Source organism: Streptomyces sp. col6, from assembly GCF_008042035.1.
Taxonomy (GTDB): Bacteria; Actinomycetota; Actinomycetes; order Streptomycetales; family Streptomycetaceae; genus Streptomyces.
Genome location: NZ_RDBL01000006.1, coordinates 1755638 through 1779668 on the forward strand (window position 1 = coordinate 1755638; position 24031 = coordinate 1779668).

At 71.7% G+C, this 24031-nt stretch carries 20 protein-coding genes and 1 riboswitch; of the genes, 16 read left to right on the forward strand and 4 right to left on the reverse strand.

The window, feature by feature from the left end:
• Positions 1-148: 148 nt before the first annotated feature.
• From EAO73_RS11810 to EAO73_RS11830, 5 genes are all read left to right on the forward strand, one after another.
• Entirely contained in the window at positions 149-667 is a 519-nt protein-coding gene (locus tag EAO73_RS11810) for a DUF1453 family protein (protein WP_147971318.1), read from the forward strand.
• Positions 664-1827, forward strand: a complete 1164-nt coding sequence (locus tag EAO73_RS11815; RefSeq protein WP_147971319.1) for a sensor histidine kinase — start codon at positions 664-666, stop codon at positions 1825-1827. The genes EAO73_RS11810 and EAO73_RS11815 overlap by 4 nt, the downstream gene beginning before the upstream one ends.
• Positions 1824-2507, forward strand: a complete 684-nt coding sequence (locus EAO73_RS11820; RefSeq protein WP_147971320.1) for a response regulator transcription factor — start codon at positions 1824-1826, stop codon at positions 2505-2507. Before EAO73_RS11815 ends, EAO73_RS11820 begins: the two co-directional genes overlap by 4 nt.
• A 131-nt stretch (positions 2508-2638) precedes the next feature.
• Complete coding sequence (locus tag EAO73_RS11825; RefSeq protein ID WP_147971527.1) at positions 2639-3082, forward strand: DUF485 domain-containing protein; 444 nt, start codon at positions 2639-2641, stop codon at positions 3080-3082.
• Positions 3079-4671, forward strand: a complete 1593-nt coding sequence (locus EAO73_RS11830) for a cation acetate symporter (protein WP_147971321.1) — start codon at positions 3079-3081, stop codon at positions 4669-4671. Before EAO73_RS11825 ends, EAO73_RS11830 begins: the two co-directional genes overlap by 4 nt.
• A 16-nt stretch (positions 4672-4687) precedes the next feature.
• On the opposite strand, the gene EAO73_RS11835 is transcribed toward EAO73_RS11830, so the two are convergent.
• Positions 4688-5182 carry a hypothetical protein gene (locus tag EAO73_RS11835; RefSeq protein ID WP_147971322.1) on the reverse strand — a complete coding sequence of 165 codons (495 nt, stop codon included), beginning with the start codon at positions 5180-5182 and terminating at the stop codon, positions 4688-4690.
• 214 nt (positions 5183-5396) lie between these two features.
• Here EAO73_RS11835 and EAO73_RS11840 point away from each other — a divergent pair, with 214 nt between their 5' ends.
• Positions 5397-6419 carry a LacI family DNA-binding transcriptional regulator gene (locus tag EAO73_RS11840; RefSeq protein ID WP_147971323.1) on the forward strand — a complete coding sequence of 341 codons (1023 nt, stop codon included), beginning with the start codon at positions 5397-5399 and terminating at the stop codon, positions 6417-6419.
• Positions 6420-6459: 40 nt separating this feature from the next.
• On the opposite strand, the gene EAO73_RS11845 is transcribed toward EAO73_RS11840, so the two are convergent.
• Positions 6460-7821 carry a citrate synthase gene (locus EAO73_RS11845; protein WP_147971324.1) on the reverse strand — a complete coding sequence of 454 codons (1362 nt, stop codon included), beginning with the start codon at positions 7819-7821 and terminating at the stop codon, positions 6460-6462.
• Positions 7822-7956: 135 nt separating this feature from the next.
• Here EAO73_RS11845 and EAO73_RS11850 point away from each other — a divergent pair, with 135 nt between their 5' ends.
• Positions 7957-9117 carry a citrate synthase/methylcitrate synthase gene (locus tag EAO73_RS11850; protein ID WP_147971325.1) on the forward strand — a complete coding sequence of 387 codons (1161 nt, stop codon included), beginning with the start codon at positions 7957-7959 and terminating at the stop codon, positions 9115-9117.
• A gap of 19 nt (positions 9118-9136) precedes the next feature.
• Positions 9137-10237, forward strand: coding sequence for a CobW family GTP-binding protein (locus EAO73_RS11855; RefSeq protein ID WP_147971326.1), 1101 nt, complete (start codon positions 9137-9139; stop codon positions 10235-10237).
• A 24-nt stretch (positions 10238-10261) separates the two neighbouring features.
• Here EAO73_RS11855 and EAO73_RS11860 read toward each other — a convergent pair whose 3' ends face one another.
• A complete protein-coding gene (locus tag EAO73_RS11860; RefSeq protein ID WP_147971327.1) occupies positions 10262-12712 on the reverse strand; it encodes a DNA topoisomerase (ATP-hydrolyzing) subunit A in 2451 nt (816 codons plus the stop codon).
• Positions 12713-13022: 310 nt separating this feature from the next.
• On the opposite strand from EAO73_RS11860, the gene EAO73_RS11865 reads away from it, so the two are divergent.
• The 4 genes from EAO73_RS11865 to EAO73_RS11880 all read left to right on the forward strand — a co-directional run bounded on the left by EAO73_RS11865 (position 13023) and on the right by EAO73_RS11880 (position 17964).
• Complete coding sequence (locus tag EAO73_RS11865; protein WP_191133997.1) at positions 13023-14384, forward strand: M16 family metallopeptidase; 1362 nt, start codon at positions 13023-13025, stop codon at positions 14382-14384.
• Between the two features lie 26 nt (positions 14385-14410).
• Entirely contained in the window at positions 14411-15793 is a 1383-nt protein-coding gene (locus EAO73_RS11870; RefSeq protein ID WP_147971329.1) for a M16 family metallopeptidase, read from the forward strand.
• Positions 15794-16026: 233 nt separating this feature from the next.
• A riboswitch (cyclic di-AMP (ydaO/yuaA leader) is annotated at positions 16027-16194 on the forward strand.
• A 12-nt stretch (positions 16195-16206) separates the two neighbouring features.
• The gene (locus EAO73_RS11875; protein ID WP_147971330.1) at positions 16207-17049 is read left to right on the forward strand and encodes a M23 family metallopeptidase; all 843 of its coding nucleotides are present in this window, start codon (positions 16207-16209) and stop codon (positions 17047-17049) included.
• A 204-nt stretch (positions 17050-17253) separates the two neighbouring features.
• The gene (locus tag EAO73_RS11880; RefSeq protein WP_147971331.1) at positions 17254-17964 is read left to right on the forward strand and encodes a GntR family transcriptional regulator; all 711 of its coding nucleotides are present in this window, start codon (positions 17254-17256) and stop codon (positions 17962-17964) included.
• 166 nt (positions 17965-18130) lie between these two features.
• On the opposite strand, the gene EAO73_RS11885 is transcribed toward EAO73_RS11880, so the two are convergent.
• A complete protein-coding gene (locus tag EAO73_RS11885; protein ID WP_018520603.1) occupies positions 18131-18412 on the reverse strand; it encodes an HPr family phosphocarrier protein in 282 nt (93 codons plus the stop codon).
• Positions 18413-18585: 173 nt separating this feature from the next.
• Between EAO73_RS11885 and EAO73_RS11890 the strand changes: the two genes are divergently transcribed.
• The 4 genes from EAO73_RS11890 to EAO73_RS11905 all read left to right on the forward strand — a co-directional run bounded on the left by EAO73_RS11890 (position 18586) and on the right by EAO73_RS11905 (position 24028).
• On the forward strand, positions 18586-21444 hold the full coding sequence (locus EAO73_RS11890) for a bifunctional GNAT family N-acetyltransferase/acetate--CoA ligase family protein (RefSeq protein WP_147971332.1): 2859 nt from the start codon (positions 18586-18588) through the stop codon (positions 21442-21444).
• Between the two features lie 90 nt (positions 21445-21534).
• Positions 21535-22131, forward strand: a complete 597-nt coding sequence (locus tag EAO73_RS11895) for a DUF5998 family protein (RefSeq protein WP_018520601.1) — start codon at positions 21535-21537, stop codon at positions 22129-22131.
• Positions 22131-23321, forward strand: coding sequence for an alkaline phosphatase family protein (locus EAO73_RS11900; protein WP_147971333.1), 1191 nt, complete (start codon positions 22131-22133; stop codon positions 23319-23321). Before EAO73_RS11895 ends, EAO73_RS11900 begins: the two co-directional genes overlap by 1 nt.
• Before the next feature lie 56 nt (positions 23322-23377).
• A complete protein-coding gene (locus EAO73_RS11905; RefSeq protein ID WP_147971334.1) occupies positions 23378-24028 on the forward strand; it encodes a thymidine kinase in 651 nt (216 codons plus the stop codon).
• Positions 24029-24031 lie beyond the last annotated feature (3 nt).

Below are 24031 nucleotides of genomic sequence, written 5' to 3' on the forward strand. Positions count from 1 at the left end.
TCCGGTGCCGTCCGGCATCGGACATCGCCGTCTCCACCCGTGGGTGGAGACGGCCTCTCCACCCATGATCCACCCTGGAGCCGATCTGCTGAGCCGGACTCTTCCGTAGCTTCGGAGGTGCAGAACTTCTCGCACCTCGGAGGCGCCCATGTCCGGGCTCGTCAATGCTCTGGTGATCGTCGCGGTCATCGCTCTCGTCGTGGTCCGTCAGTGCTCGGCGCAGCGGATCTCCGGCGACCGGCGCTGGTGGGTCCTGCCCGCCGTGCTGATCGTCATGGCCCTGCGCGAGCCCGGCCTCGTCGACCCGCACCACCGGATAGTTTCAGCCGTCGTGCTGGGCGCCGAGCTGGTGGTCGGGCTGGTTACGGGCGCCGGATGGGCGTGGACATCTCGCGTATGGCGGGCCGAAGACGGCTCCCTGTGGAGCAAGGGCACCAAGGCCACCGCCCTGGTCTGGGCCGGCGGACTGGGCCTGCGGGCGGCCCTGTACGGGATCGCGGTCGCGCTGGGCGTGCACCAGGGCAGCCCCGCCCTGATGGCGGCTCTCGCGGTGACTCTGCTGGCGCGGGCGGGGCTGCTGGCGCGTCGGGGCGGGGCGATACCCGCGCCGTACGGTGGACCTGCTGCCGGCGTTCCGGTCCGGCAGGAGTGGAAGGACCGCGTGTGACACCCGCCGCCTGGACGAGCTGGCCGTCGAGAGAGGCTCTCGCCCGGGACACCCGCCGCCGCTCGCGGACTGTGATCGCCTGGTCCGTGCGGGCCGGCCTGCTCACTCTGATGCTGTGGGGGACCTTCACCGGTGGGCGCTTCGGGCCCTGGGAGATCGTCATCGGACTGCTGGGAGTGCTTGTCTGCGCACTGCTCGCGATCGCCTTCTTCCGGACCACTCTCGACAACCGTCTGTGGCCGTCGCTCGGTCTGCTCGCCCTGCTGATGCTGGCGGCGTTCGGGGCGGGGGAGGCAAGGGCGACCACGGCCGCGACGGTGCTCTGGTGCGGCTGTGCGGTCACTGCCCTCGAACGGCTTCCCCTCGCGGCGGGGACTCCGGCCACAGCGGTGGCTCTCGGCGCCTACGCGATGGTCAACACCGACGACTGGACGACCACTGCGATCACCGCGGCAGGGCTCTGCCTCGCCGGGTACGTGCTCCGCCTGGACGCCGAGGCCCGCGGCAGCGCGCAGCGGCTGCTGGACCAGGAGCGGGCGGCCCGGGTGGCGGAGGCGGAGACAGCCGCACTGGACGAGCGGTCCAGGATCGCCCGGGAGATCCACGACGTGCTGGCGCACAGCCTCTCCGCGCAGCTGGTGCACCTGGAGGCCGCGCGACTGCTCATCGAGAGAGAGCCCGCCGGGGAGTTCCGGGACGAGGTCCTGCAGCGGGTGGTCGCGGCCCGCTCCATGGCCCGTGAGGGCCTCTCCGAGACCCGCCAGGCGCTCTCCGCGCTGCGGGGCGAGGTGTCACCGGTGGAGGACTTCCTCCGGCAGCTGGTGACGGCCGAGCCGGCCGAGGTCCGGGTCGAGGGGGAGCAGCGGGCGTTGACCGCCCAGGCGTCGCAGACGGTCCGGCGGGTGGCTCAGGAGGCGCTGACCAACGTCCGCAAACACGCGCCCGGGGCCCGGGTGGTCATGAGACTGGAGTATCAGTCCGACGGAATCGTGCTGGAAGTCAGGGACTCGGGTGGGCGGGGTCCGGCAGGGGATCTGGCTGTCAGCGGTTCCGGATACGGTCTGCTCGGGATGCGGGAGCGCGCCGAACTGCTGGGAGGCACGCTGGAGGCCGGTCCCGGCGAGGAGGGGTTCGTGGTGAGTCTGCGGGTGCCCGCGTGACGGCGCGGGTGGTGGTGGCCGATGACCAGGCGGTGGTACGGGAAGGCATCGTCATGCTGCTCGGCCTGCTTCCGGGAATCGAGGTGGTCGGATCGGCGAAGGACGGTGAGGAAGCGGTCGCGCAGGTGGCCGAGCACGCGCCGGACGTGGTGCTGATGGATCTGCGGATGCCTCGCTGCGACGGGGTGGAGGCGACCCGGCGCATCCGTGCGGAGTTCCCCGGTACGCAGGTGGTGGTCCTCACGACCTTCGCGGACGACGAGTCACTGTTTCCCGCGCTCAGGGCGGGTGCGCGGGGGTACCTCACCAAGGATGCCGGGGGCGACGAGATCGTGCGGGCCGTCCAGGCCGTGCTCTCGGGGGAGGTCGGCCTGTCGCCGACTGTGCAGCGCCGTCTGCTGGAGCAGGTGACCGCAGGGCCTCTCGTGGCCGGTGGAGACGGTGGTGGCGAGCCGGAGCCGCCGGACGGGATGACTCCGCGTGAGGCCGAGGTGCTGGTCCTGATCGCCGAGGGGATGTCCAATGCCGACATCGCCCGCGCCCTCCACATCTCGCAGGCCACGGTGAAGAGCCATATCAACAACCTCTTCGCCAAGGCGGGGCTCCGCGACCGGGCGCAGGCGGTGCGCTATGCCTACATGCGGGGGTTGGCGCGCCCTCCAGGGAGATCCTTCACCTGAAGAGGTGAAGTCTGACGAATGAAGTGCCCGGGATCTTCCCGATCTGCCCATTCTTGGATACGCGGCCGAAGTGGTCCGTGGACAAGGGGAGTTGTTCGGTGGAGAAGGAAGCAGGGCGCGAGTCCGCAGCGGTGCGGCTCGACGACCCGTGGGACGACGCGCCGGCCTCCGGCTGGGAGGAGCCGGACGGCGCCGAGGGTTCCACGCCTGCCGCGGTGCCCGAGCAGGCCGCGCCCCGGGGTGGCCACAGCGCGGCGGCCATCTATCTGGATGTGCAGCGCAGCGAGGCATTCCAGGAGGTGCGCCGTCGCTACCGGCGCTTCGTCGTACCCGCCACCGTCGCCTTCCTCGTCTGGTACCTCGCCTATGTGGTCACGGCGGTGACCGCACCCGGGCTGATGGCGCGGCCCGTGGCCGGGGCGGTCAATGTGGCCATGGTCGTGGGGCTCGGCCAGTTCCTGACGACGTTCCTGATCACCGGGGCGTACGCGCGGCACGCGCGGCTGCGCCGGGACCGGGCCGCGCTCGATCTGCGCTGGGAGACCCAGGAGATGACACGGGGGGCCGGGCGTTGAGCGGCGAACACCAGACCCTGGCGCTGCTCCTGTTCAGCGCCTTCATCGCGGTCACCCTGGGCATCACCACCTGGGTGAGTCGGAACAGGCATGGTTCGGCGGAGGAGTTCTACGCCGGAGGCCGTCTCTTCTCCCCGATGGAGAACGGTTTTGCCATCGCGGGCGACTACATGTCCGCGGCATCCTTCCTGGGCATCTCCGGCCTGATCGCCCTCTTCGGCTACGACGGCATGCTCTACTCGGTCGGCTTCCTGGTCGCGTGGCTCGTCGTTCTGCTGCTCGTCGCGGAACTCGTGCGCAACTGCGGCCGGTTCACGCTCGCCGACGTGGTCGCGGCCCGGATGGCGGAGCGCCCGGTCCGCATCGCGGCGGGGACGTCCTCCGTTACCGTGTCCGTGCTCTACCTGGTGGCGCAGATGGTCGGGGCGGGCAGCTTGGTCGCCCTGCTCCTCGGCGGGACGAGCGGCGCCGCCCGGTCCTGGACCGTCATCGGTGTCGGGGCCCTCATGGTCGTGTACGTGTCGCTCGGCGGGATGCGGGCCACCACCTGGATCCAGATCGTCAAGGCCGTCCTGCTGATGGCCGGCACCGTCGTTCTCACCGTGCTGGTCCTGGTCCACTTCCACGGCAATGTCAACGAGTTGCTCAACTCCGCCGCCGATCGCAGCGGGCACGGGAAGGAGTTCCTCGCGCCGGGCCTCCGGTACGGCGGGAGCTGGACGGCGCGCGTCGACTTCATCAGCCTCGGCCTCGCCCTGGTGCTGGGCACGGCGGGGCTGCCGCACATCCTGTCCCGCTTCTACACCGTCCCCACCGCCCGCGCGGCCCGCCGGTCCGTCGTCTGGTCCATCGGCCTCATCGGGAGCTTCTACCTGATGACGATCGTGCTCGGGTTCGGGGCAGCCGCGCTGGTCGGCTCCGCGGACGTACGGGAGTCGAATCCCGCGGGGAACACCGCGGTACCGCTGCTGGCCATGGTGCTCGGCGGGGGTGAAGGCTCCACCGGGGGAACGATCCTGTTCGCCGTGGTCGCCGCCGTAGCATTTGCGACCATTCTGGCCGTCGTCGCGGGGATCACCCTCGCCTCGTCCGCGTCCGTCGCCCACGACCTCTACGCCTCGCTCAAACGGCCCGGCGCCAAGCAGCGCAGTGAGGTGGCCGTGGCCCGGATGGCGGCGGCAGGCATCGGAGTCGTCGCCATCGGGCTGGGCCTGCTGGCCCAGGATCTCAACGTGGCGTTCCTGGTGGGCCTCGCGTTCGCCGTCGCCGCGTCGGCCAACCTTCCGGTCCTGCTCTACTCGCTGTTCTGGCGGAACTTCACCACGCGCGGGGCGGTCTGCTCGGTCTACGGGGGACTGATTCCGGCCGTACTGCTCGTCGCGCTCTCCCCGGTCGTTTCCGGCAGCCCCAGCTCGCTCTTCCCCGGTGCGGACTTCCAGGTCTTCCCGCTGGAGAACCCCGGCCTGGTCTCCATTCCGCTGGGCTTCCTCGCCGGCTGGATCGGGACCGTCACCGCGAGCGAACCACCCGACGCGGCCAAGCATGCGGAGATCGAGGTGCGCGCCATGACGGGGGCCGGCGCGGTGTGAGCAGCTGCAGGGGCGGTCAGAGGCCATCCGTGCAGAACACGCACTCCTCCCAGAACGGCAGCCCGTTCAGGACGCGGTGGCGTACGCAGAAGGCCCTCGCGGCCTCCTGCGGTCCGGGCAGCACGTCCTCGCCGGCCTTCGCGGTGGCGGGGTCGAAGTCCGCGACCATCGCCCGGTAGGTGCGCAAGTACCCTTCGGCCCGGGGTGGTTCGTAGGTCAGTTCGTCCCACCGGTGGCGGGTCAGGGCGAGATCGAGGACCCGCAGCAGGAAGTCCTTGGCCGCAGCGGCCTCCTGCGGCGAGTCGCCCCAGTCGAGCTCCTTCAGAGCGAAGCCGACCACGCCACGGCCCATCACGTTCTGGTTCTGGAGTGACAGGAGGGCGGCGAAGCGGAAATCCCAGGGTTCCCGGGCCAGCTCCGAGACGGCGAACGTCAGTACGTCCACGAACACCGCTGTACCGCCGTTGGTCATGGACAGATACCGGCCGTCGCCGCCGTTGAACTGGTTCATGTCTCCGAGGATATGGGCGGGCCCGACTCGCACCCCGAGGGGTGCCCGCGCGGGGTGGTGGCGGGTACGGTGGCGCCGACGGGGGAGTGGCACCGGGGCCGGGGCAGGGCTCCGGGGAGGCTGCGGAGAAGCCTTGTGCCGCTGCTTGCTGAAATTCGTCTTCGGTTCCTACCCCACGCAATCTGCTTGCGTTTCTTGCGCTAATCTTGCGCGTATGACGCGACGACTTGCTCAGGTGGCACAGAAGGTTGGAGTCAGCGAGGCCACGGTCAGCCGGGTGCTCAACGGCAAGCCGGGCGTTTCCGACGCCACGCGGCAGGCCGTCCTGTCCGCGCTGGACGTCCTCGGCTACGAGCGCCCGACCCAGCTGCGCGGCGAACGGGCCCGGCTGGTCGGCCTCGTCCTGCCCGAGCTGCAGAACCCGATCTTCCCCGCCTTCGCCGAGGTGGTCGGCGGTGCGCTCGCCCAGCAGGGCCTCACCCCGGTCCTGTGCACCCAGACCAAGGGGGGTGTCTCCGAGGCGGACTACGTGGAGCTGCTACTGCAGCAGCAGGTCTCGGGTGTGGTCTTCGCCGGTGGCCTCTATGCCCAGGCCGACGCCCCGCACGACCACTACAAGGTGCTGGCCGACCGCAAGATCCCCGTGGTCCTCATCAACGCGGCCATCGCCCATCTCGGCTTCCCCTGCGTCTCCTGCGACGACTCCGTGGCCGTGGAACAGGCGTGGCGCCACCTGGTCTCGCTGGGCCACGAGCGCATCGGACTGGTGCTCGGCCCCTCGGACCACATGCCCTCGCAGCGCAAGCTGGCCGCTGCCCGCGCGCTCGCCGAGGAGTCGGGTGCGACCATCCCGGACAAGTGGGTGACGCGGGCGATGTTCTCGCTGGAGGGCGGTCAGGCCGCCGCCGCGCGGCTGCTGGACGAGGGGGTCACCGGGTTCATCTGCGCCAGCGACCCGCTCGCCCTCGGGGCTGTGCGCGCGGCCCGGCGGCGGGGCCTGTCGGTACCGGATGACGTGTCCGTCGTCGGGTACGACGACTCGGCCTTCATGAACTGCACCGAGCCGCCGCTCACCACTGTCCGCCAGCCGATCGAGGCCATGGGGCGCGCCGCCGTCGAACTGCTCTCCGTCCAGATCGGCGGTCGGGCGGTACCGTCGGACGAGTTGCTCTTCGAACCCGAACTGGTGGTCCGGGGTTCGACGGCTCAGCCTCCCCGTGCCGCAGCTTCCCGCTGACCGTCACGATTTTGCGCCCTCGGTTCTCTCAATTGCGTGTCTATTCCCTCAATCGCAGGGCGCGAGGGACGGGGAGGGGCTGGGGCGGCCGAGGGCCCGTGTAGTGCCCGCTGGGACGCATGCGCAGCGGGCGTTCCCCGTACTCCTCCAGCGCGTGCGCGATCCAGCCCGCCGTACGGGCGATGGCGAAGACCGTCTCTCCCGCCTCCGCCGGCATGTCCGAGGCGACCGAGAGCACGGCCAGTGCCAGGTCGACGTTGGCATGCAGGGTCCTGTCGCGCGCCGTGGTGGCGACCACGTCACGGGCGGCGGCCAGGGCCGGCCCGGCCTGCGGGATGCGCGCGAGCAAGTCGAACAGGGTGCGCGCGCGGGGGTCCTCGCCGGTGTACAGCCGGTGCCCGAGGCCCGGTACCCGGCGGCCGGCCCGTAGGTGGTCGGCCACCACCGGTGCGGCGCCGCCACGTTCCAGGACCTCGGCCAGCATGCGGTGGGCGAGCCCGCTCGCCGCGCCGTGCAGAGGGCCTTCCAGTACCCCCAGGCCCGCCGACACCACGGCGTACGGATGCGCCCGCGCCGAGGCGGCGACCCTGGCGGCCAGCGTGGAGGCGGCCAGGTCATGGTCGATCAACAGCGCAAGTGCCGTGTCCAGCGCGGCGAGTGAGGGCTCGTCCGGTTTTCGAGCAGTGAGTTTCGGCCACAGTTGACGGGCCAGACCGACGGCCGTGGCCGGCCCGCCTGGAGCCGCCGCGCCCGCGCCGTAGCCCGGGTCCGGGCTCAGGTCCAGGTCGCGCGCCCCCGTCCGGTCGTCCCCGCCCGCCGTCGGCAGCGCCGCCACCAGCGCCGGAATCAGGCTCCGCGCGCCGCCGAGCACCGCCTCGCGCGACAGGTCGAAGCGCAGCGGGTCGGCGGCAGCGGCGGCGACCACCGCCACCCGCAGCCGGTCCGTGGAGCCGCAGTGCACCGGCAGGGCGCCGACCGCCCGCCGGGCCGCCGCCACCGTCTGCGCCGGGGCCGTGAAGCGGACGCCCGGCCTCAGTTCACCGGTCCACAGCCACTCGGCGACCTCCTCGTACGTATGGCGGGTGGCCAGTTCCGTCGCGTCCACGCCCCGGAAGTAGTACCGGTCGTCGGCGATGAGGGTGATGCCGGTGCGCACGGCCGGCTCGCCCGTGGCCGAGGGCGGCTCCCTGCGTCCTGTGCGCCGGGCCAGCGCCTCGACCTCCGCCGCGTCGAACGTACTGCCACGCCCGCCCGGCGCGCGGCTGCTGCTCAACTGGCCCCGGCTGACGTAGGCGTACACCGTCTCGGGCTTCACTCCCAGACGCTCGGCCGTCTCCCGCGTGGTGAGCCGCTGCCCGCCCGCGTCCGGCCGCTGCTCGTCCGCCTCTGATCGTTCCGTCATGCCGCCACCGTATCCATATGCCGTCCTCGGCATCCATGCATGCATATTGATTCAATCAATATTGACAGAGATAACGTCATGCATGGACAGTCGAATCAATACCAAGGAGTTCTCGGACTGTCCACGGAGGAAGCAATGACGACCATGACCGGCGGAACACCGCTCGACGTCCCCCGAGGTCTCGCGGGTGTCGTCGTGACCGATACGGCTCTGGGAGACGTCCGGGGCCGCGAGGGCTTCTACCACTACCGCCAGTACTCGGCGGTGGAGCTGGCCCGGTCCCGCAGCTTCGAGGACGTCTGGTACCTCATGACCGAGGGCGAGCTGCCCGGTCCGGCGGCCCGCGCCGACTTCGCCGCCCGCACGGCGGCCCTGCGCGTACTGCCCGCACCGGTACGTGACGCCCTGCCCGCCATAGCGCGTGCGAGCGAGGTGTCGGGTCCCCTGTCCGGGCTGCGTACGGCGCTCTCCCTGCTCGGGGCGTCGGCCGGTTTCCGGCCGGTGTACGACATCGACGCGGACCGGCGCCGTGCCGACGCGCTGGCCGTCTGCGCCGCCGTCCCCACCGTGCTGACCGCCCTGCACCGCCTCGGCCAGGGGCTCGAACCCGTCGAGCCGCGTGCCGATCTGCCGCACGCCGCCAACTACCTGTACATGCTCACGGGGTCGGTCCCGGACGACGCCCGGGTCAGGGCCGTCGAGCAGTATCTGATCTCCACCGTGGACCACGGTTTCAACGCCTCGACGTTTACCGGACGGGTCGTCGCCTCGACCGGGGCGGACGTCGCCGCCTGTCTGGTGGCCGCGGTCGGAGCGCTCTCCGGCCCCCTGCACGGCGGAGCCCCCAGCCGTGCCCTCGACACGCTCGACGCGATCGGCACCCCCGACCGCATCGACGGCTGGATCCGTGAACGGGTCCTCGCCGGCGACCGGATCATGGGCTTCGGCCACCCGGTCTACCGCACCGAGGACCCCCGCTCGCGCATGCTGCGGTCCATCGCCCAGGGCTTCGGCGGCCCGCTCGTGGACTTCGCCGTCGAGGTGGAACGGCAGGTCGAGGCGATCCTCGCCGAGCTGAAGCCGGGGCGCGAACTGCACACCAATGTGGAGTTCTACGCCGGGGTGGTCATGGAGCTGTGCGGGCTGCCGCGCGAGATGTTCACGCCCACCTTCTGTGCGGCGCGGGTCGTGGGCTGGAGCGCCAATATCCTGGAGCAGGCGGAGGACTCGAAGATCATCCGCCCGGCGGCCCGCTACGTCGGTCCGCCCCCGCCGCAGCCGGTCCCGGCAGTCTGACCCCGCAGGAAGGCCCCCGTTGAGCCCGTCGTCGCCCCGCAGCCCCCGGATTCCGGTCGTCGTCCTCGCGGGATTCCTGGGGTCCGGCAAGACGACGCTGCTCAACCACCTCCTGCTCCACCGCGCGGGCAACCGCATCGGCGTGATCGTCAACGACTTCGGGTCCATCGAGATCGACGCCATGACCGTCTCCGGGCAGGTCGGGTCCACCGTGTCCCTGGGCGGCGGCTGCCTGTGCTGCGCGGTCGACGCGAGCGAACTGGACACCTATCTGGAGACCCTGACCAGGCCCTCCGCCCGGCTCGACGTGATCGTCATCGAGGCGAGCGGCCTCGCGGAGCCGCAGGAACTCGTCCGGATGATCCTCGCCAGCGACAACCCGCACATCCTGTACGGGGGACTGGTCGAGGTGGTCGACGCGGCCGAGTTCGAGGCGACCAGGGAACGCCATCCGGAGATCGGCCGCCATCTCGCGGTGGCCGATCTGGTCGTGCTCAACAAGACGGACCGGGTCGGGGACGAGCAGTGCGCATGCCTCCGGCAGGCCGTCGCGGAGACCGGCAGCACGGCGGCTGTCGTCCCCGCCACCTACGGCCGCATCGATCCGGAACTGCTCTTCGACCCGGCGCTGCGACCGGACGGCGAGGAGAAGGCGCGTCAGCTCACCTTCGAGGACCTGTACCTGGAGGAGCGTGCGCGGGAGGGCGGCGACGGGCACGGGGGCCATCTGCACACCGCGTACGAGAGTGTCGACTTCGAGTCCGAGGTGCCGATGGACCCACGGCGGCTGATGCGGTTCCTCGACTCACGGCCCGAAGGGCTGTACCGCATCAAGGGGTACGTCGATTTCGGCGCGGGCGACCCCGGCAACGCCTACGGGGTGCACGCCGTGGGCGGATTCCTGCGGTTCACCCCCACGCCGTGGACGCGCGGCGAACCGAAGCGGACCCAGCTCGTCCTGATCGGCTCCGGCATCGACGCACCCGCCCTGCGCAAGGAGCTCGAGAACTGCCGGGCCGAGGAAGCACAGACCGGGGAAACACCGCAGGACGCCGCACACGAGCGAGCCATGTGGGGCGTCCTGCGCTTCGTACAACAGCCCGGCGACGAGGACGCGTAGCGCGCCCCGTCGCCGGCCGAAGACCTACACCGGGCCTGCGATCACCGCGACCGGGTTCGCCAGCGGTGTCCCCGAACCGTCGCGCCGCGGGTCGGGCTCGGGCAGCGCGGCCGGGGCACCGTTCTTCTGCGCGGCCCTGGCCGGCGTCGCACCCGCCCAGGCGAACACCAGCACGTCCTCGCTCTTCAGGAACCGCTGACAGCGCACCCCACCGGTCGCCCGGCCCTTGCGCGGATACTGGTCGAACGGCGTGAGCTTGCAGGTCAGGACCGAATCGTCCAGCGTGCCGTGCGAACCGGCGACCGTGAACACCGCGGCGTCCGCCGCCGGGTCCACCGCGGCGAACGAGAGCACCCCGGCTCCCGCCGCCAGCTTGACGCCCGCCATACCGCCGGCCGCCCGTCCCTGCGGGCGTACCTGCGCGGCCGGGTAGCGCAGCAGCTGCGCGTCCGAGGTGATGAAGACCAGGTCCTCCTCGCCCGTCCGCAGCTCCACCGCGCCCACGATCCGGTCGCCGTTCTTGAGCGTGATGACCTCCAGCTCGTCCTTGTTCGCCGGATAGTCCGGCACCACGCGCTTGACGACGCCCTGCGCCGTACCGATGGCGAGACCGGGTGACGACTCGTCGAGCGTGGTGAGGCAGACGACCTCCTCGTCCGCCTCCAGCGTGAGGAACTCCCCGGTCATCGCCCCGCCCGACAGATTGGGCGCTGCGTGCGTGTCCGGCAGCTGGGGCAGATCGATCACCGGCAGCCGCAGCAGCCGCCCGTGGGACGTCACCACCCCGACATCACCACGCGCCGTCGCCGGCACCGACGAGACGATCACATCGTGCTTGGACCGCTTGGCGCCCTCGCCGAATTCGATCGGCTCGTCGTTGGCCGTACGCGCCAGCAGGCCCGTCGAGGAGAGCAGCACCCGGCACGGGTCGTCCGCCACCTCCAGCGGAACCGACGCGATCTGCGAACCGGCCGACTCCAGCAGCACCGTACGCCGGGCGGTACCGAACTTCTTCGCGACCGCGGCCAGTTCCGAGGAGACGAGCTTGCGCAGCTCGGCGTCCGAGTCCAGGATCGCCGTCAGCTCGGCGATCTCGGCGTTCAGCCGGTCCCGCTCGCTCTCCAGCTCGATCCGGTCGAACCGGGTCAGCCGGCGCAGCGGCGTGTCCAGGATGTACTGCGTCTGGATCTCGCTCAGCGAGAAGCGCTCCATGAGCCGCTCCTTCGCCTGCGCGGAGTTGTCGCTCGACCGGATGAGGCGGATGACCTCGTCGATGTCGACCAGCGCGACGAGCAGGCCCTCGACCAGATGCAGCCGGTTGCGGCGCTTGGTCCGGCGGAACTCGCTGCGCCGGCGCACCACGTCGAAGCGGTGGTCGAGGTAGACCTCCAGCAGCTCCTTGAGCCCCAGGGTGAGCGGCTGGCCGTCGACCAGTGCCACGTTGTTGATGCCGAAGGACTCCTCCATCGGCGTCAGCTTGTAGAGCTGCTCCAGCACCGCCTCGGGCACGAAGCCGTTCTTGATCTCGATGACCAGGCGCAGCCCGTGCGAGCGGTCGGTGAGGTCCTTGACGTCGGCGATGCCCTGGAGCTTCTTCGCCGAGACCAGGTCCTTGATCTTGGAGATGACCTTCTCGGGGCCGACGGTGAAGGGCAGTTCGGTGACGACGAGGCCCTTGCGGCGCGGCGTGACGTTCTCCACAGCGGCCGTGGCACGGATCTTGAACGTGCCACGGCCCTTGGCGTACGCGTCCTTGATGCCGCCGAGGCCCACGATCCGCCCGCCGGTCGGCAGGTCGGGACCGGGGACGAACCGCATCAGCGTCTCCAGGTCCGCGCCCGGATGCTTGATCAGATGCCGGGCGGCGGCGATGACCTCGCCCAGGTTGTGCGGCGGCATGTTGGTCGCCATGCCGACCGCGATCCCGGTCGTGCCGTTGACCAGGAGGTTGGGGTAGGCCGCCGGGAGGACGACCGGCTCCTGCTCCTGGCCGTCGTAGTTCGACTGGAAGGCGACCGTCTCCTCGTCGATCGACTCCGTCATCAGCGAGGTCGCGTCGGCCATCCGGCACTCGGTGTACCGCATGGCGGCCGGCGGGTCGTCGTTGCCCAGGGAGCCGAAGTTCCCGTGTCCGTCGACGAGGGGGAGGCGCATGGAGAACGGCTGGGCCATGCGCACCAGCGCGTCGTAGATCGACGCGTCGCCGTGCGGGTGCAGCTTGCCCATGACCTCGCCGACGACCCGGGCGCACTTCACGAAGCCGCGGTCCGGGCGCAGGCCCATCTCGTTCATCTGGTAGACGATGCGGCGGTGCACCGGCTTCATGCCGTCCCGGGCGTCCGGCAGGGCGCGGGAGTAGATCACCGAGTACGCGTACTCGAGGAAGGAGCCCTGCATTTCGTCGACGACGTCGATGTCGAGGATCTTCTCCTCGAAGTCGACCGGCGGCGGGGTCTTCGTGCTGCGGCGGGCCATCGCTGCTGCGACTCCTTCACGGATTTCGATCGGGCAACCTCAGGTTCCCTCAGGTTCTGACGCGCACCATTGTGGACCGCCTGACTGACAACCCCGACCTCGACCCGTCCCAAAGCGCCCTCGCCGTCCGTCCCGAGGCGGCGGAAGACCCCCTTCCGGCGAATTTCGCGCAAAGCGTCGCCGCACGGGAACTTCGGCAGGTGCCGGTTCGCTTGCATACAGTGGCTGTGTCTCGAAGCAACCTTTCGAAGCAGCTTCCCGCAGCGGCTTCTTCATACGGACATCCAGTAGCGCGATCGAAGGGACGTACATGCCCATGGGTCACACGGCCACAGCCCAGGCCGGTTCCGGCGGCTTGACAGCGACCGAGCACCGTCTGGCCAATGGCCTGCGCGTGGTGCTCTCCGAGGACCATCTGACCCCGGTCGCGGCGGTGTGCCTCTGGTACGACGTCGGCTCACGCCACGAGGTCAAGGGCCGCACCGGCCTCGCCCACCTCTTCGAGCACCTGATGTTCCAGGGTTCCGGCCAGGTCAAGGGGAACGGACACTTCGAGCTGGTGCAGGGCGCCGGCGGCTCGCTCAACGGGACCACCAGTTTCGAGCGGACCAACTACTTCGAGACGATGCCCACGCACCAGCTGGAGCTGGCCCTGTGGCTCGAGGCCGACCGGATGGGCTCGCTGCTCGCCGCGCTCGACGAGGAGTCCATGGAGAACCAGCGCGACGTCGTCAAGAACGAGCGCCGCCAGCGCTACGACAACGTCCCGTACGGCACCGCGTTCGAGCGGCTGACCGCCCTCTCCTACCCCGAGGGCCACCCGTACCACCACACCCCGATCGGCTCCATGGCGGACCTGGACGCGGCGACGCTGGACGACGCCCGCGCCTTCTTCCGTACGTACTACGCGCCGAACAACGCGGTGCTGTCGGTCGTCGGCGACATCGACCCCGAGCAGACCCTCGCCTGGATCGAGAAGTACTTCGGCTCCATCCCCTCCCACGACGGCAAGCAGCCGCCGCGCGACGGCTCGCTGCCCGCGATCATGGGCGGGCAGCTGCGCGAGGAGGTCCGCGAGGAGGTGCCGGCGCGCGCCCTGATGGCCGCCTACCGGCTGCCCCACGACGGCACCCGCGAGTGCGACGCCGCGGACCTCGCCCTGACCGTGCTGGGCGGCGGCGAGTCCTCCCGGCTGCACAACCGTCTGGTCCGCCGCGACCGTACGGCCGTGGCCGCCGGGTTCGGACTGCTCCGGCTCGCCGGGGCGCCCTCCCTGGGCTGGCTGGACGTCAAGACGTCCGGCGGCGTGGAGGTGGCGGAGATCGAGGCCGCGGTCGACGAGGAGCTGGCCCGGTTCGCCGAGGAGGGCCCCACGCCCGAGGAGATGGAGCGCGCCCAGGCCCAGTTGGAGCGCGAGTGGCTGGACCGGCTCGGCACGGTCGCCGGCCGCGCCGACGAACTGTGCCGGTACGCCGTGCTGTTCGGTGACCCGCAGCTCGCGCTGACCGCCGTGAACCGGGTCCTCGACGTCACGGCCGAGGAGGTCAAGGCCGCCGCGCAGGCCCAGCTGCGGCCCGACAACCGGGCGGTCCTCGTCTATGAACCGGTCGTACCCGCCGAAGAGGCCGGCGCCGCCACCGACACCGACGCGCACGAAGGGGCGGACCAGTGACCGACGCTGCCGCGACTGAAGTTTCGATGCAGTACCACCCCCAGCCCGCCCCGGGCGTGGCCCGGCCCTGGGCCTTTCCCGCGCCCGAGCGCGGCTCCCTGCCCAACGGCCTGACCGTGCTGCGCTGTCACCGCCCAGGCCAGCAGGTCGTCGCCGTCGAGATCTTCATCGATGCCCCGCTGGACGCCGAGCCCGAGGGCCTTGACGGCGTGGCCACGGTCATGTCGCGCGCTCTGTCCGAGGGCACCGACAAGCAGAGCGCCGAGGAGTTCGCCGCCGAGCTGGAGCGGTGCGGCGCCACCTTCGACGCCCACGCCGACCACCCCGGCATCCGGGTCTCCCTGGAGGTCCCCGCCTCCCGGCTGGCCAAGGCGCTCGGCCTGGCCGCCGAGGCGCTGCGGGCGCCGGCCTTCTCGGACAGCGAGATCGAGCGGCTGGTGCGCAACCGGCTGGACGAGATCCCGCACGAGCAGGCCAACCCGGCCCGCCGCGCGGCCAAGCAGCTCTCCAAGGAGCTGTTCCCGGCCTCGGCCCGCATGTCGCGCCCGCGCCTGGGCACCGAGGAGACCATCGAGCGGATCGACGCCGCGGCCGTGCGCGCCTTCTACGACGCGCACATCCGCCCGTCCGCCGCGACCGCCGTGGTCGTCGGCGACCTCACCGGCATCGACCTGGACGCGCTGCTCGCCGAGACCCTGGGCGACTGGTCCGGGGACACCGTCGAGCCCCGCCCCGCCCCGCCGATCACGGCCGACGACACCGGCCGGGTGATCATCGTGGACCGTCCGGGCGCGGTGCAGACGCAGCTGCTGATCGGCCGCATCGGCGCCGACCGTCACGACAGCGTCTGGCCGGCCCAGGTCCTCGGCACCTACTGCCTGGGCGGCACGCTCACCTCCCGGCTCGACCGGGTGCTGCGCGAGGAGAAGGGCTACACCTACGGCGTGCGGGCCTTCGCCCAGGTGCTCCGCTCCACCGCTCCGGACTCCGCCGCGGGCGCCACGGGGGCGGCGATGCTGGCCATCAGCGGTTCCGTGGACACCGAGTCCACCGGGCCGGCCCTGGACGACCTGTGGAAGGTCCTGCGGACGCTGGCCGCCGAGGGCCTGACGGACGCCGAGCGCGAGACGGCCGTGCAGAACCTCGTCGGGGTGGCCCCGCTCAAGTTCGAGACGGCCGCCTCCGTCGCGAGCACCCTGGCCGACCAGGTCGAACAGCACCTCCCGGACGACTACCAGGCGACGCTGTACGCCCGCCTCGCCGAGACCGGCACCGTCGAGGCCACCGCGGCCGCGGTCAGTGCCTTCCCGGTGGACCGGCTGGTCACGGTCCTGGTCGGCGACGCCTCGCGCATCGAGGAGCCGGTCCGGGCCCTCGGCATCGGCGAGGTGTCGGTCGTCACCGGCTGACCTGTTGCTTCGCCAGCCGTACGGGCAACGGGGAGGCTCCGGCGCGCTCTTGCGCCGGAGCCTCCCCGTATTTCGGGTCACTTTTGCGCGCTATGCGCCCTATTTGGCAGAGAAAGCGCGCATTCACCCTGTGGGATGCGCTACAAATCCCGGTGCCCGTTTGGTGACGGGAAGTCCGTCCGCTTAGCGTCGGGTCCGCTGTCCGCCACTAGTACGCCGCATCCCGGCGCACCGGGCAGCCATCGCCGAGTCCCCGTCCGGCGCGAGCCCGGGGAGCCGGGGACCCACGAAGTCCCTGGGGTGAATCGGACGCCCATGCCCCGTTCCGGGGCGAGGTGTCCGTAGGAGACCTTCCTGCTCCGAACCCGTCAGCTAACCCGGTAGGCGAGAAGGAAGGAAAGGACCCGCCACCCATGGCGTTCACCCGTGCCACCGGGAAGCACCGTGCCCCGAGCCGTCTGAAGCGCACCGGCGCCAAGGCCGTCGGCGTCGCGACGCTCGCCACCACCGGCGTCATCGGCTCCCTGGCCTCTCCGGCCCTCGCCGACTCCGGTACGGCCCCCTCCGCCACCGAGACCGGGCTCTCCCAGGTCCTCACCATCGAGACCACCCTCGCCGACCGGATCGACGCCCAGGCCACCGCCCAGCAGCATCAGGCCGACGTCGCCGAGAAGAAGGCGGCGGCCAAGGCGAAGGCCAGGAAGAAGGCCGAGGCCGCGAGGAAGAAGGCCGCCGCGAAGGCGGCCGAGGTCAAGGCAGCCGCCAAGGCCAAGGCCAGGAAGAAGGCCGAGGCCGCCCGCGAGGCCTCCGCGCGCGCCGGGCGCTCCACCACCCGCACCGCCCTGGGCTCGTCCTACCGGCTCCCCGTCGCCGGCTCCTACGTGACCACCGGCTACAAGTCCAGCGGCTCGCTCTGGTCCTCCGGCAGCCACTCCGGCATCGACTTCCACGCCGCGTCCGGCAGCTCCGTCGTCGCCGTCGGCGCCGGCACGGTCGTCGAGGCCGGCTGGGGCGGGGCGTACGGCAACAACATCGTGCTCCGGATGACGGACGGCACGTACACCCAGTACGGCCACCTCTCGTCGATCGGTGTCTCCGTCGGCCAGAGCGTCGCCGCCGGGCAGCAGATCGGGCTCTCCGGCTCCACCGGGAACTCCACCGGCCCGCACCTCCACTTCGAGGCCCGCACCACCCCCTCCTACGGCTCCGACATGGACCCGGTCGCCTATCTGCGCGCCCACGGCGTCAGCGTCTGACCGCACAGGCTCCCCGCGAAGGCCCCGGCATCCTGCCGGGGCCTTCGCCGTACCCGTTCCGCGCTGTCCGTCCCCGCTCGTCCGTGGCCAAAAGATATTCATGAATTCCGGCCCGGCATCGGAAATGTGAGTGCATTGCAATAGAGTCACGGCATGAGGTGTCGATCGGCCGCTGTTCGCGGGGATTGAGGCGGAGGTTCGGACATGCGTGTTCCGGCGCATTCGGTATGCACGGCAATCCGTGACGACATCGTTTCCGGTGTCTTCGAGCGCGGCAGCCGGCTCACCGAGGAGGTGCTCGCACGGCGTTACGGGGTGTCCCGCGTCCCCGTACGGGAAGCGCTGCGCACCCTGGAGTCCGAGGGCTTCGTCGTCACCCGCAGACACGCCGGAGCCTGTGTCGCCGAGCCCTCGGAGCAGGAGGCCGCCGACCTCCTGGAGGTCCGCAAGCTGCTGGAGCCGCTGAGCGCTGCCCGCGCGGCCCAGCGCCGGACGGAGGCCCACCTCAAGGTGTTGCGCGGCCTGGTGAGGCTCGGTCAGGAGCGGGCCCGCCGGGGCGAGGGCGAGGACCTGCGGTCCCTGGCCGCCTGGTTCCACGAGACGTTGGCCCAGGCCTCCGGCAGCCCCGGCCTCATCGCCCTGCTCACCCAGCTCCGCCACAAGATCGCCTGGATGTACGCGGTCGACCAGCCGGCCAGGCCGGCCGAGGCCTGGGCCGAGCACGGGGCCCTCGTGGACGCCGTGGCGCGCGGCGACGCGGAACGGGCGCGGGCGCTGGCCGCACAACTCGCCGAACGTCAGAGCGCCGCGCACCGGCTGCGCCGCGCCGCCCGGCCCGTCCCCGCCACCGTGCCCCCGGCCGGCGGCGTGAGGACTTCGCAACGTGCCGTAAACACCGCGAGCGGCCGGAATTAACAAAGGCCGCGTACAAATGAATAAAGGCCCGCGCGAAATCCGTAAAGAGCATCGCGCGCTATTCGTTCCGGGCCGTCGAGTCGGTGAGCATACGCAAAAGCCGCGGCGCCCCGTGCGGGGGCCGCGGCTTTTGCGTGAGAATTCCGGCGGTCGTGACCGCTCGGGATCAGACGGTCTCCGGCAGCTCTTCGAGGCCCTCGGCGACCAGCTTGGCCAGGCGGTCCAGAGCGGCCTCGGCGTTGTCCGCCTCGGACGCCAGCACGATCTCCTCGCCACCCTGGGCACCGAGGCCGAGCACCGCGAGCATGGAGGCCGCGTTCACCGGGTTGCCGTCCGCCTTGGCGATGGTGACGGGAACGCCGGAAGCCGTAGCGGCACGGACGAAGATGGAAGCGGGGCGGGCGTGCAGGCCCTCGGCCCAACCGACGTTTACGCGGCGCTCAGCCATGGTTCTGCCCTTCACGAATCAACGGTTGTCTAGACCAGTGTCTCACGCGGTGCGCGATGCTCCGGGCCGACCCGCGGGCCCTCGCGAGGTCCGTCTCCACGGTCGTCCGGACAGCCCAGCCTGCCCCGGCCCCAGCACCCCCGCGACCCGTGCGACCGCCGTAGGCTTGGCCCATGCAGCCCTCTCCGGAGCAGAGTCCGCATCACGTCTACCCCGATCACTGGGAGGCGGACGTGGTGCTCCGCGACGGCGGCACCGCGCGGATCAGGCCGATCACCACGGACGACGCCGAGCGCCTCGTCAGCTTCTACGAGCAGGTTTCCGACGAGTCGAAGTACTACCGCTTCTTCGCGCCCTACCCCCGGCTCTCCGCCAAGGACGTCCACCGCTTCACCCATCACGACTACGTCGACCGAGTGGGCCTCGCCGTCACGGTGGGCGGGGAGTTCATCGCCACCGTCCGCTACGACCGGATCGACGCGACCGGCCGCCCCGCCTCCGCGCCCGCCGACGAGGCCGAGGTCGCCTTCCTCGTCCAGGACGCCCACCAGGGCCGCGGCGTCGCCTCGACGCTGCTCGAACACATCGCGGCCGTCGCCCGTGAGCGCGGCATCCGCCGGTTCGCCGCCGAGGTGCTGCCCGCCAACACCAAGATGATCAAGGTGTTCCGGGATGCCGGCTACACCCAGCAGCGCAGCTTCGAGGACGGCTCCGTCCACCTCACCCTGGACCTCGAACCCACCGCCGAGTCCCTGGCCGTCCAGCGAGCCCGTGAACAGCGCGCCGAGGCCAAGTCCGTGCAACGGCTGCTCGCCCCCGGCTCCGTCGCCGTCATCGGTGCCGGCCGGACCCCCGGCGGCGTCGGCCGCACGGTCCTGCGCAACCTGCTCGGCGCGGGCTTCACCGGCCGCGTCCACGCGGTGAACAGCGCTCTCGACGCGGGCCAGGACACCATTGACGGCGTCCCCGCCCACCGCTCCCTGGGCGAGATCGGCGAGCCGGTCGACCTCGCGGTCGTCGCCGTGCCTGCGGACCGGGTCCCGGAGGCCGTCGCGGACTGCGGCGAACACGGCGTCCAGGGCCTGGTGGTCCTCTCCGCCGGTTACGCCGAGTGGGGCGCCGAGGGCCGCGAGCGCCAGCGTGAACTGGTGCGCCAGGCCCGCTCGTACGGTATGCGGATCATCGGGCCCAACGCCTTCGGCATCATCAACAACTCAGAGGAGGTCCGGCTCAACGCCTCGCTCGCCCCGGAGCGGCCCGCCTCCGGGCGCATCGGCCTGTTCACCCAGTCCGGCGCCATCGGCATCGCCCTGCTCTCCGGCCTCTACCGGCGCGGGGCCGGACTCTCCACCTTCATCTCGGCCGGCAACCGTGCCGACATCTCCGGCAACGACTTCCTCCAGTACTGGTACGACGACCCGGACACCGACGTCGCCCTGCTCTACCTGGAGTCGCTGGGCAACCCCCGCAAGTTCACCCGGCTCGCCCGCCGCACCGCCGCCGTGAAGCCCGTCGTCGTGGTCAAGGGCGCCCGGCACAGCGGCTCCACCCCGCCCGGCCACGCGGTCCCCGTCAGCCGCATCCCCGACTCGACGGTCTCCGCGCTGATGCGGCAGGCGGGCGTCATCCGCGTCGACACGGTCACCGAGATGGTCGACGCCGGACTGCTCCTCGCCGACCAGCCGCTCCCGGCGGGCGGCCGGGTCGCCATCCTCGGCAACTCCGAGTCCCTCGGGCTCCTCACGTACGACGTCTGCCTGGCCGAGGGCCTGCGCCCGCGCCCGCCCATCGACCTCACCACCTCCGCCACCCCGCAGGACTTCCGGGACGCGCTCTCGGCCGCGCTGGCCGACGGGGGCTGTGACGCCGTGATCGTGACGGCCATCCCCTGGGTGGGCGAGAACGGTGAGGCGGAGCCGGGCGACGGCGAGGTCCTGGCCACCGCCCTGCACACGGCCGCCGCGACCGGACCGGCCAAGCCGGTCGCCGTGGTGCACGTGGAGATCGGCGGTCTGGCGGAGGCGCTGTCCGCCGCCACCAGCACCGTGTCCCAGCAGCGCCCGGCCGCGCAGCCCTTCACCGCGGCGCAGGGCGCCCCCGCCGAGCCCCCCGCACCGGCGCCCGGCACCGACACCCCCGAGGAAGCGCGCCGTATCGGCCGCATCCCCGCCTACCCCGCCGCCGAGCGCGCCGTCCGCGCCCTCGCCGAGGCAGTGCGGTACGCCCGCTGGCGCCGCCAGGCCGCGGTGCCCGGGAAGGTGCCCGACTTCCTCGACGACACCATCGACGCCCCGGGCGCCGCCGCCCGCATCGACGCCCTGCTCGGCGAGGCCCTCGACCCGCGCGGCCGGCCGCTCGGCCACGACGAGGCCCGCGAACTGCTCGCCTGCTACGGCATCGCCGTACGCCCCACGCTGCCCGCGCCCGGCCCGGAGGAGGCGGTGGCCGCGGCCGCCCGGCTCGGCTACCCGGTGGCGCTGAAGACGACCGCCCCCCATCTGCGCCACCGGGCCGACCTCGGCGGCGTACGCCTGGACCTCGACAGCGAGGCCGCGCTGCGCCGTGCGTACGGCGACCTGACCGAGCTGCTCGGCAAGCCCGCGGAGCTGCGGCCCGTGGTCCAGGCCATGGCGCCGCGCGGCGTCGACACCGTCGTCCGGGCCACCATCGACCCGGCCGCGGGCGCCGTGCTCTCCTTCGGCCTGGCCGGGGCACCCTCCGAACTGCTCGGCGACACCGCCCACCGCCTGGTTCCGGCCACCGACCGCGATGTCGCCGAACTGATCCGGTCCATCCGCGCGGCCCCGGTCCTGTTCGGCTGGCGCGGTGCGGCGCCGGTCGACACGGCCGCGCTGGAGGAACTGCTGCTGCGGATCTCCCGGCTGGTCGACGACCACCCCGAAGTGGTTTCCATCGCCCTGGAACCGGTCGTGGTAGCGCCGCAGGGGATCTCCGTGCTCGGGGCGAGCGTCCGCCTCTCGCCGCCCCCGGCCCGGACCGACCTCGGCCCCCGCCGCCTGTCCAACTACTGACCGGGCCCCCGCTCGCGTGCCCCTGGACCCGGCGGAGCGGGCGCGCAGCGGCGTCCCCGGCAGCCATCCGGCCCCCGTAGGATGGGTCCCATGGCTAAGACCGGTACGACCACCCAGGGGCTGCGCGCGGCGATCGAGCGCAGCGGCTACTACCCGGCCCTCGTGGCCGAGGCGGTGGAGGCCGCCGTGGGCGGCGAGCCGGTCGCTTCGTACCTGGTGCACCAGGAGACGACGTTCGACTCCAACGAGGTGCGCCGGCACGTCACGGTGCTGGTGCTGACGGACACCCGTTTCATCGTCAGCCACACCGACGAGCAGAACGCCGACACCAGCTCCCCGTCGCCGTACGCCACCACCTCCACCGAGTCGGTCAAGCTCGACCGGATCTCGTCGGTCGTGGTCAGCCGTGTCGTGGCCAACCCGGAGAAGTACGTCCCGGGCACGCTGCCGCGCGAGGTCGTCCTGACCATCGGCTGGGGCGCGGTCTCCCGGATCGACCTGGAGCCCGCCGCCTGCGGCGACCCCAACTGCGAGGCCGACCACGGCTACACCGGCAGCACGACCGCCGACGACCTGTCCCTGCGGGTCAGCGAGGCCGGCGACGGCCCGGACACCGTGCGCCAGACCCTCGCCTTCGCCCAAGCGCTCTCCGAGGCCACGGCAGCGACCCCCGCGGCCGGCCGCTGATGGCCCAGCCGGCCTGGCAGGACGACTTCGTCCCGCTGTCCGTCGACTCCGCGCCCGTCCCGGAGTACGGCAGCGGCTCCCTCGCCGATCTGCTGCCGACCCTGCTCGCGGGCCAGGAAGTGCCCGGCTTCGCCGCGGCCATCGGCGAACTCGCCCCCGCCGACCGCAACTGCGTCTTCCTGATCGACGGCCTCGGCTGGGAGCAGATAAAGGCGCACCCCGACGAGGCCCCCTTCCTGCACTCGCTGCTGCCCACCTCGCGCGGCGGCACCGGCCGTCCGATCACGGCGGGCTTCCCGGCCACGACGGCGACCTCGCTCGCTTCCGTCGGCACCGGCCTGCCTCCCGGCGAGCACGGTCTTCCCGGCTACACGGTCCGCAACCCCGAGACCGGCGAGCTGATGAACCAGCTCCGCTGGAACCCCTGGACCCCGCCGAAGGCCTGGCAACCCCACCCCACCCTCTTCCAGCTCGCCGACGCCGCCGGTGTGCGGACCGCCCAGGTCTCCGCCCCCGCCTTCGAGCAGACCCCGCTGACCAAGGTCGCGCTCAGCGGCGGCTCCTTCCTCGGCCGGCTCAGCGGCGAGGACCGGATGGACACCGCCGCCGAGCGGCTGGCCGCCGGCGACCGCTCGCTCGTCTACACGTACTACAGCGAGGTCGACGGCAAGGGCCACCGCTTCGGCACCGACTCCGACGCCTGGCGCGGACAGCTCATGTACGTCGACGGGCTGGCGCGCCGCCTGGCCGAGCAGCTTCCGCCGCGCTCGGCGCTCTACATCACCGCCGACCACGGCATGATCGACATCCCGTTCGACGAGCAGTCCCGGATCGACTTCGACGAGGACTGGGAGCTGAGCGCCGGCGTCGCGCTGCTCGGCGGCGAGGGCCGTGCCCGGCACGTGTACGCCGTCCCGGGTGCCGCCTCCGACGTGCTGGCCGTCTGGCGCGAGGTGCTGGGCGAGCAGTTCTGGGTGGCGAGCCGGGACGAGGCGGTCGCGGCCGGCTGGTTCGGTCCCACCATCGACGAGCGGGTGTACGGCAGGATCGGGGACGTGGTCGCGGCGGCCCACGACGACGTGGTGATCACCGCGTCGCGCAACGAGCCGCACGAGTCGGCCATGGTCGGCATGCACGGTTCCATGACCCCCGTCGAGCAGTTCGTCCCGCTCCTCGAAGTACGCTCCTAGCCGTTCGCTCCGTTCCAGCCGCTCTCTTTTCCCGTCCGAAAGGTGCTCAACCCCTCATGCCCGAGCTTGTGTTCTTCTCCGGGACGATGGACTGCGGCAAGAGCACCCTGGCCCTCCAGATCGGTCACAACCGCTCGGCGAGGGGCCTGCAGGGCGTCATCTTCACCCGGGACGACCGGGCGGGGGAGGGGAAGCTGTCCTCCCGGCTCGGCCTCGTCACGGAGGCGGTCGAGGCGGACGAGGGCATGGACCTCTACGCGTATCTCGTCGCCCAGCTCTCCAAGGGGGGCCGGGTCGACTACGTGATCGTGGACGAGGCGCAGTTCCTGGCCCCGGACCAGATCGACCAGCTGGCCCGGGTCGTGGACGACCTGGAGATGGACGTCTTCGCCTTCGGCATCACGACGGACTTCCGCACCCGCCTGTTCCCCGGCTCCCAGCGGCTGGTCGAGCTGGCGGACCGGATCGAACAGCTCCAGGTCGAGGCCCTCTGCTGGTGCGGCGCCCGCGCCACGCACAACGCCCGGACCATAGACGGCGAGATGGTCGTCGAGGGCGCGCAGGTCGTCGTCGGCGATGTGAACCGCCCCGCGGGCGAGGTGGGTTACGAGGTGCTCTGCCGCCGTCACCACCGCCGCCGCGCGACCGCGGCGTCCGCGCAGGCGGGCGCGCTCTCGCCGGACGTCCTGCCGGTCTCCTCCGCCTGACGT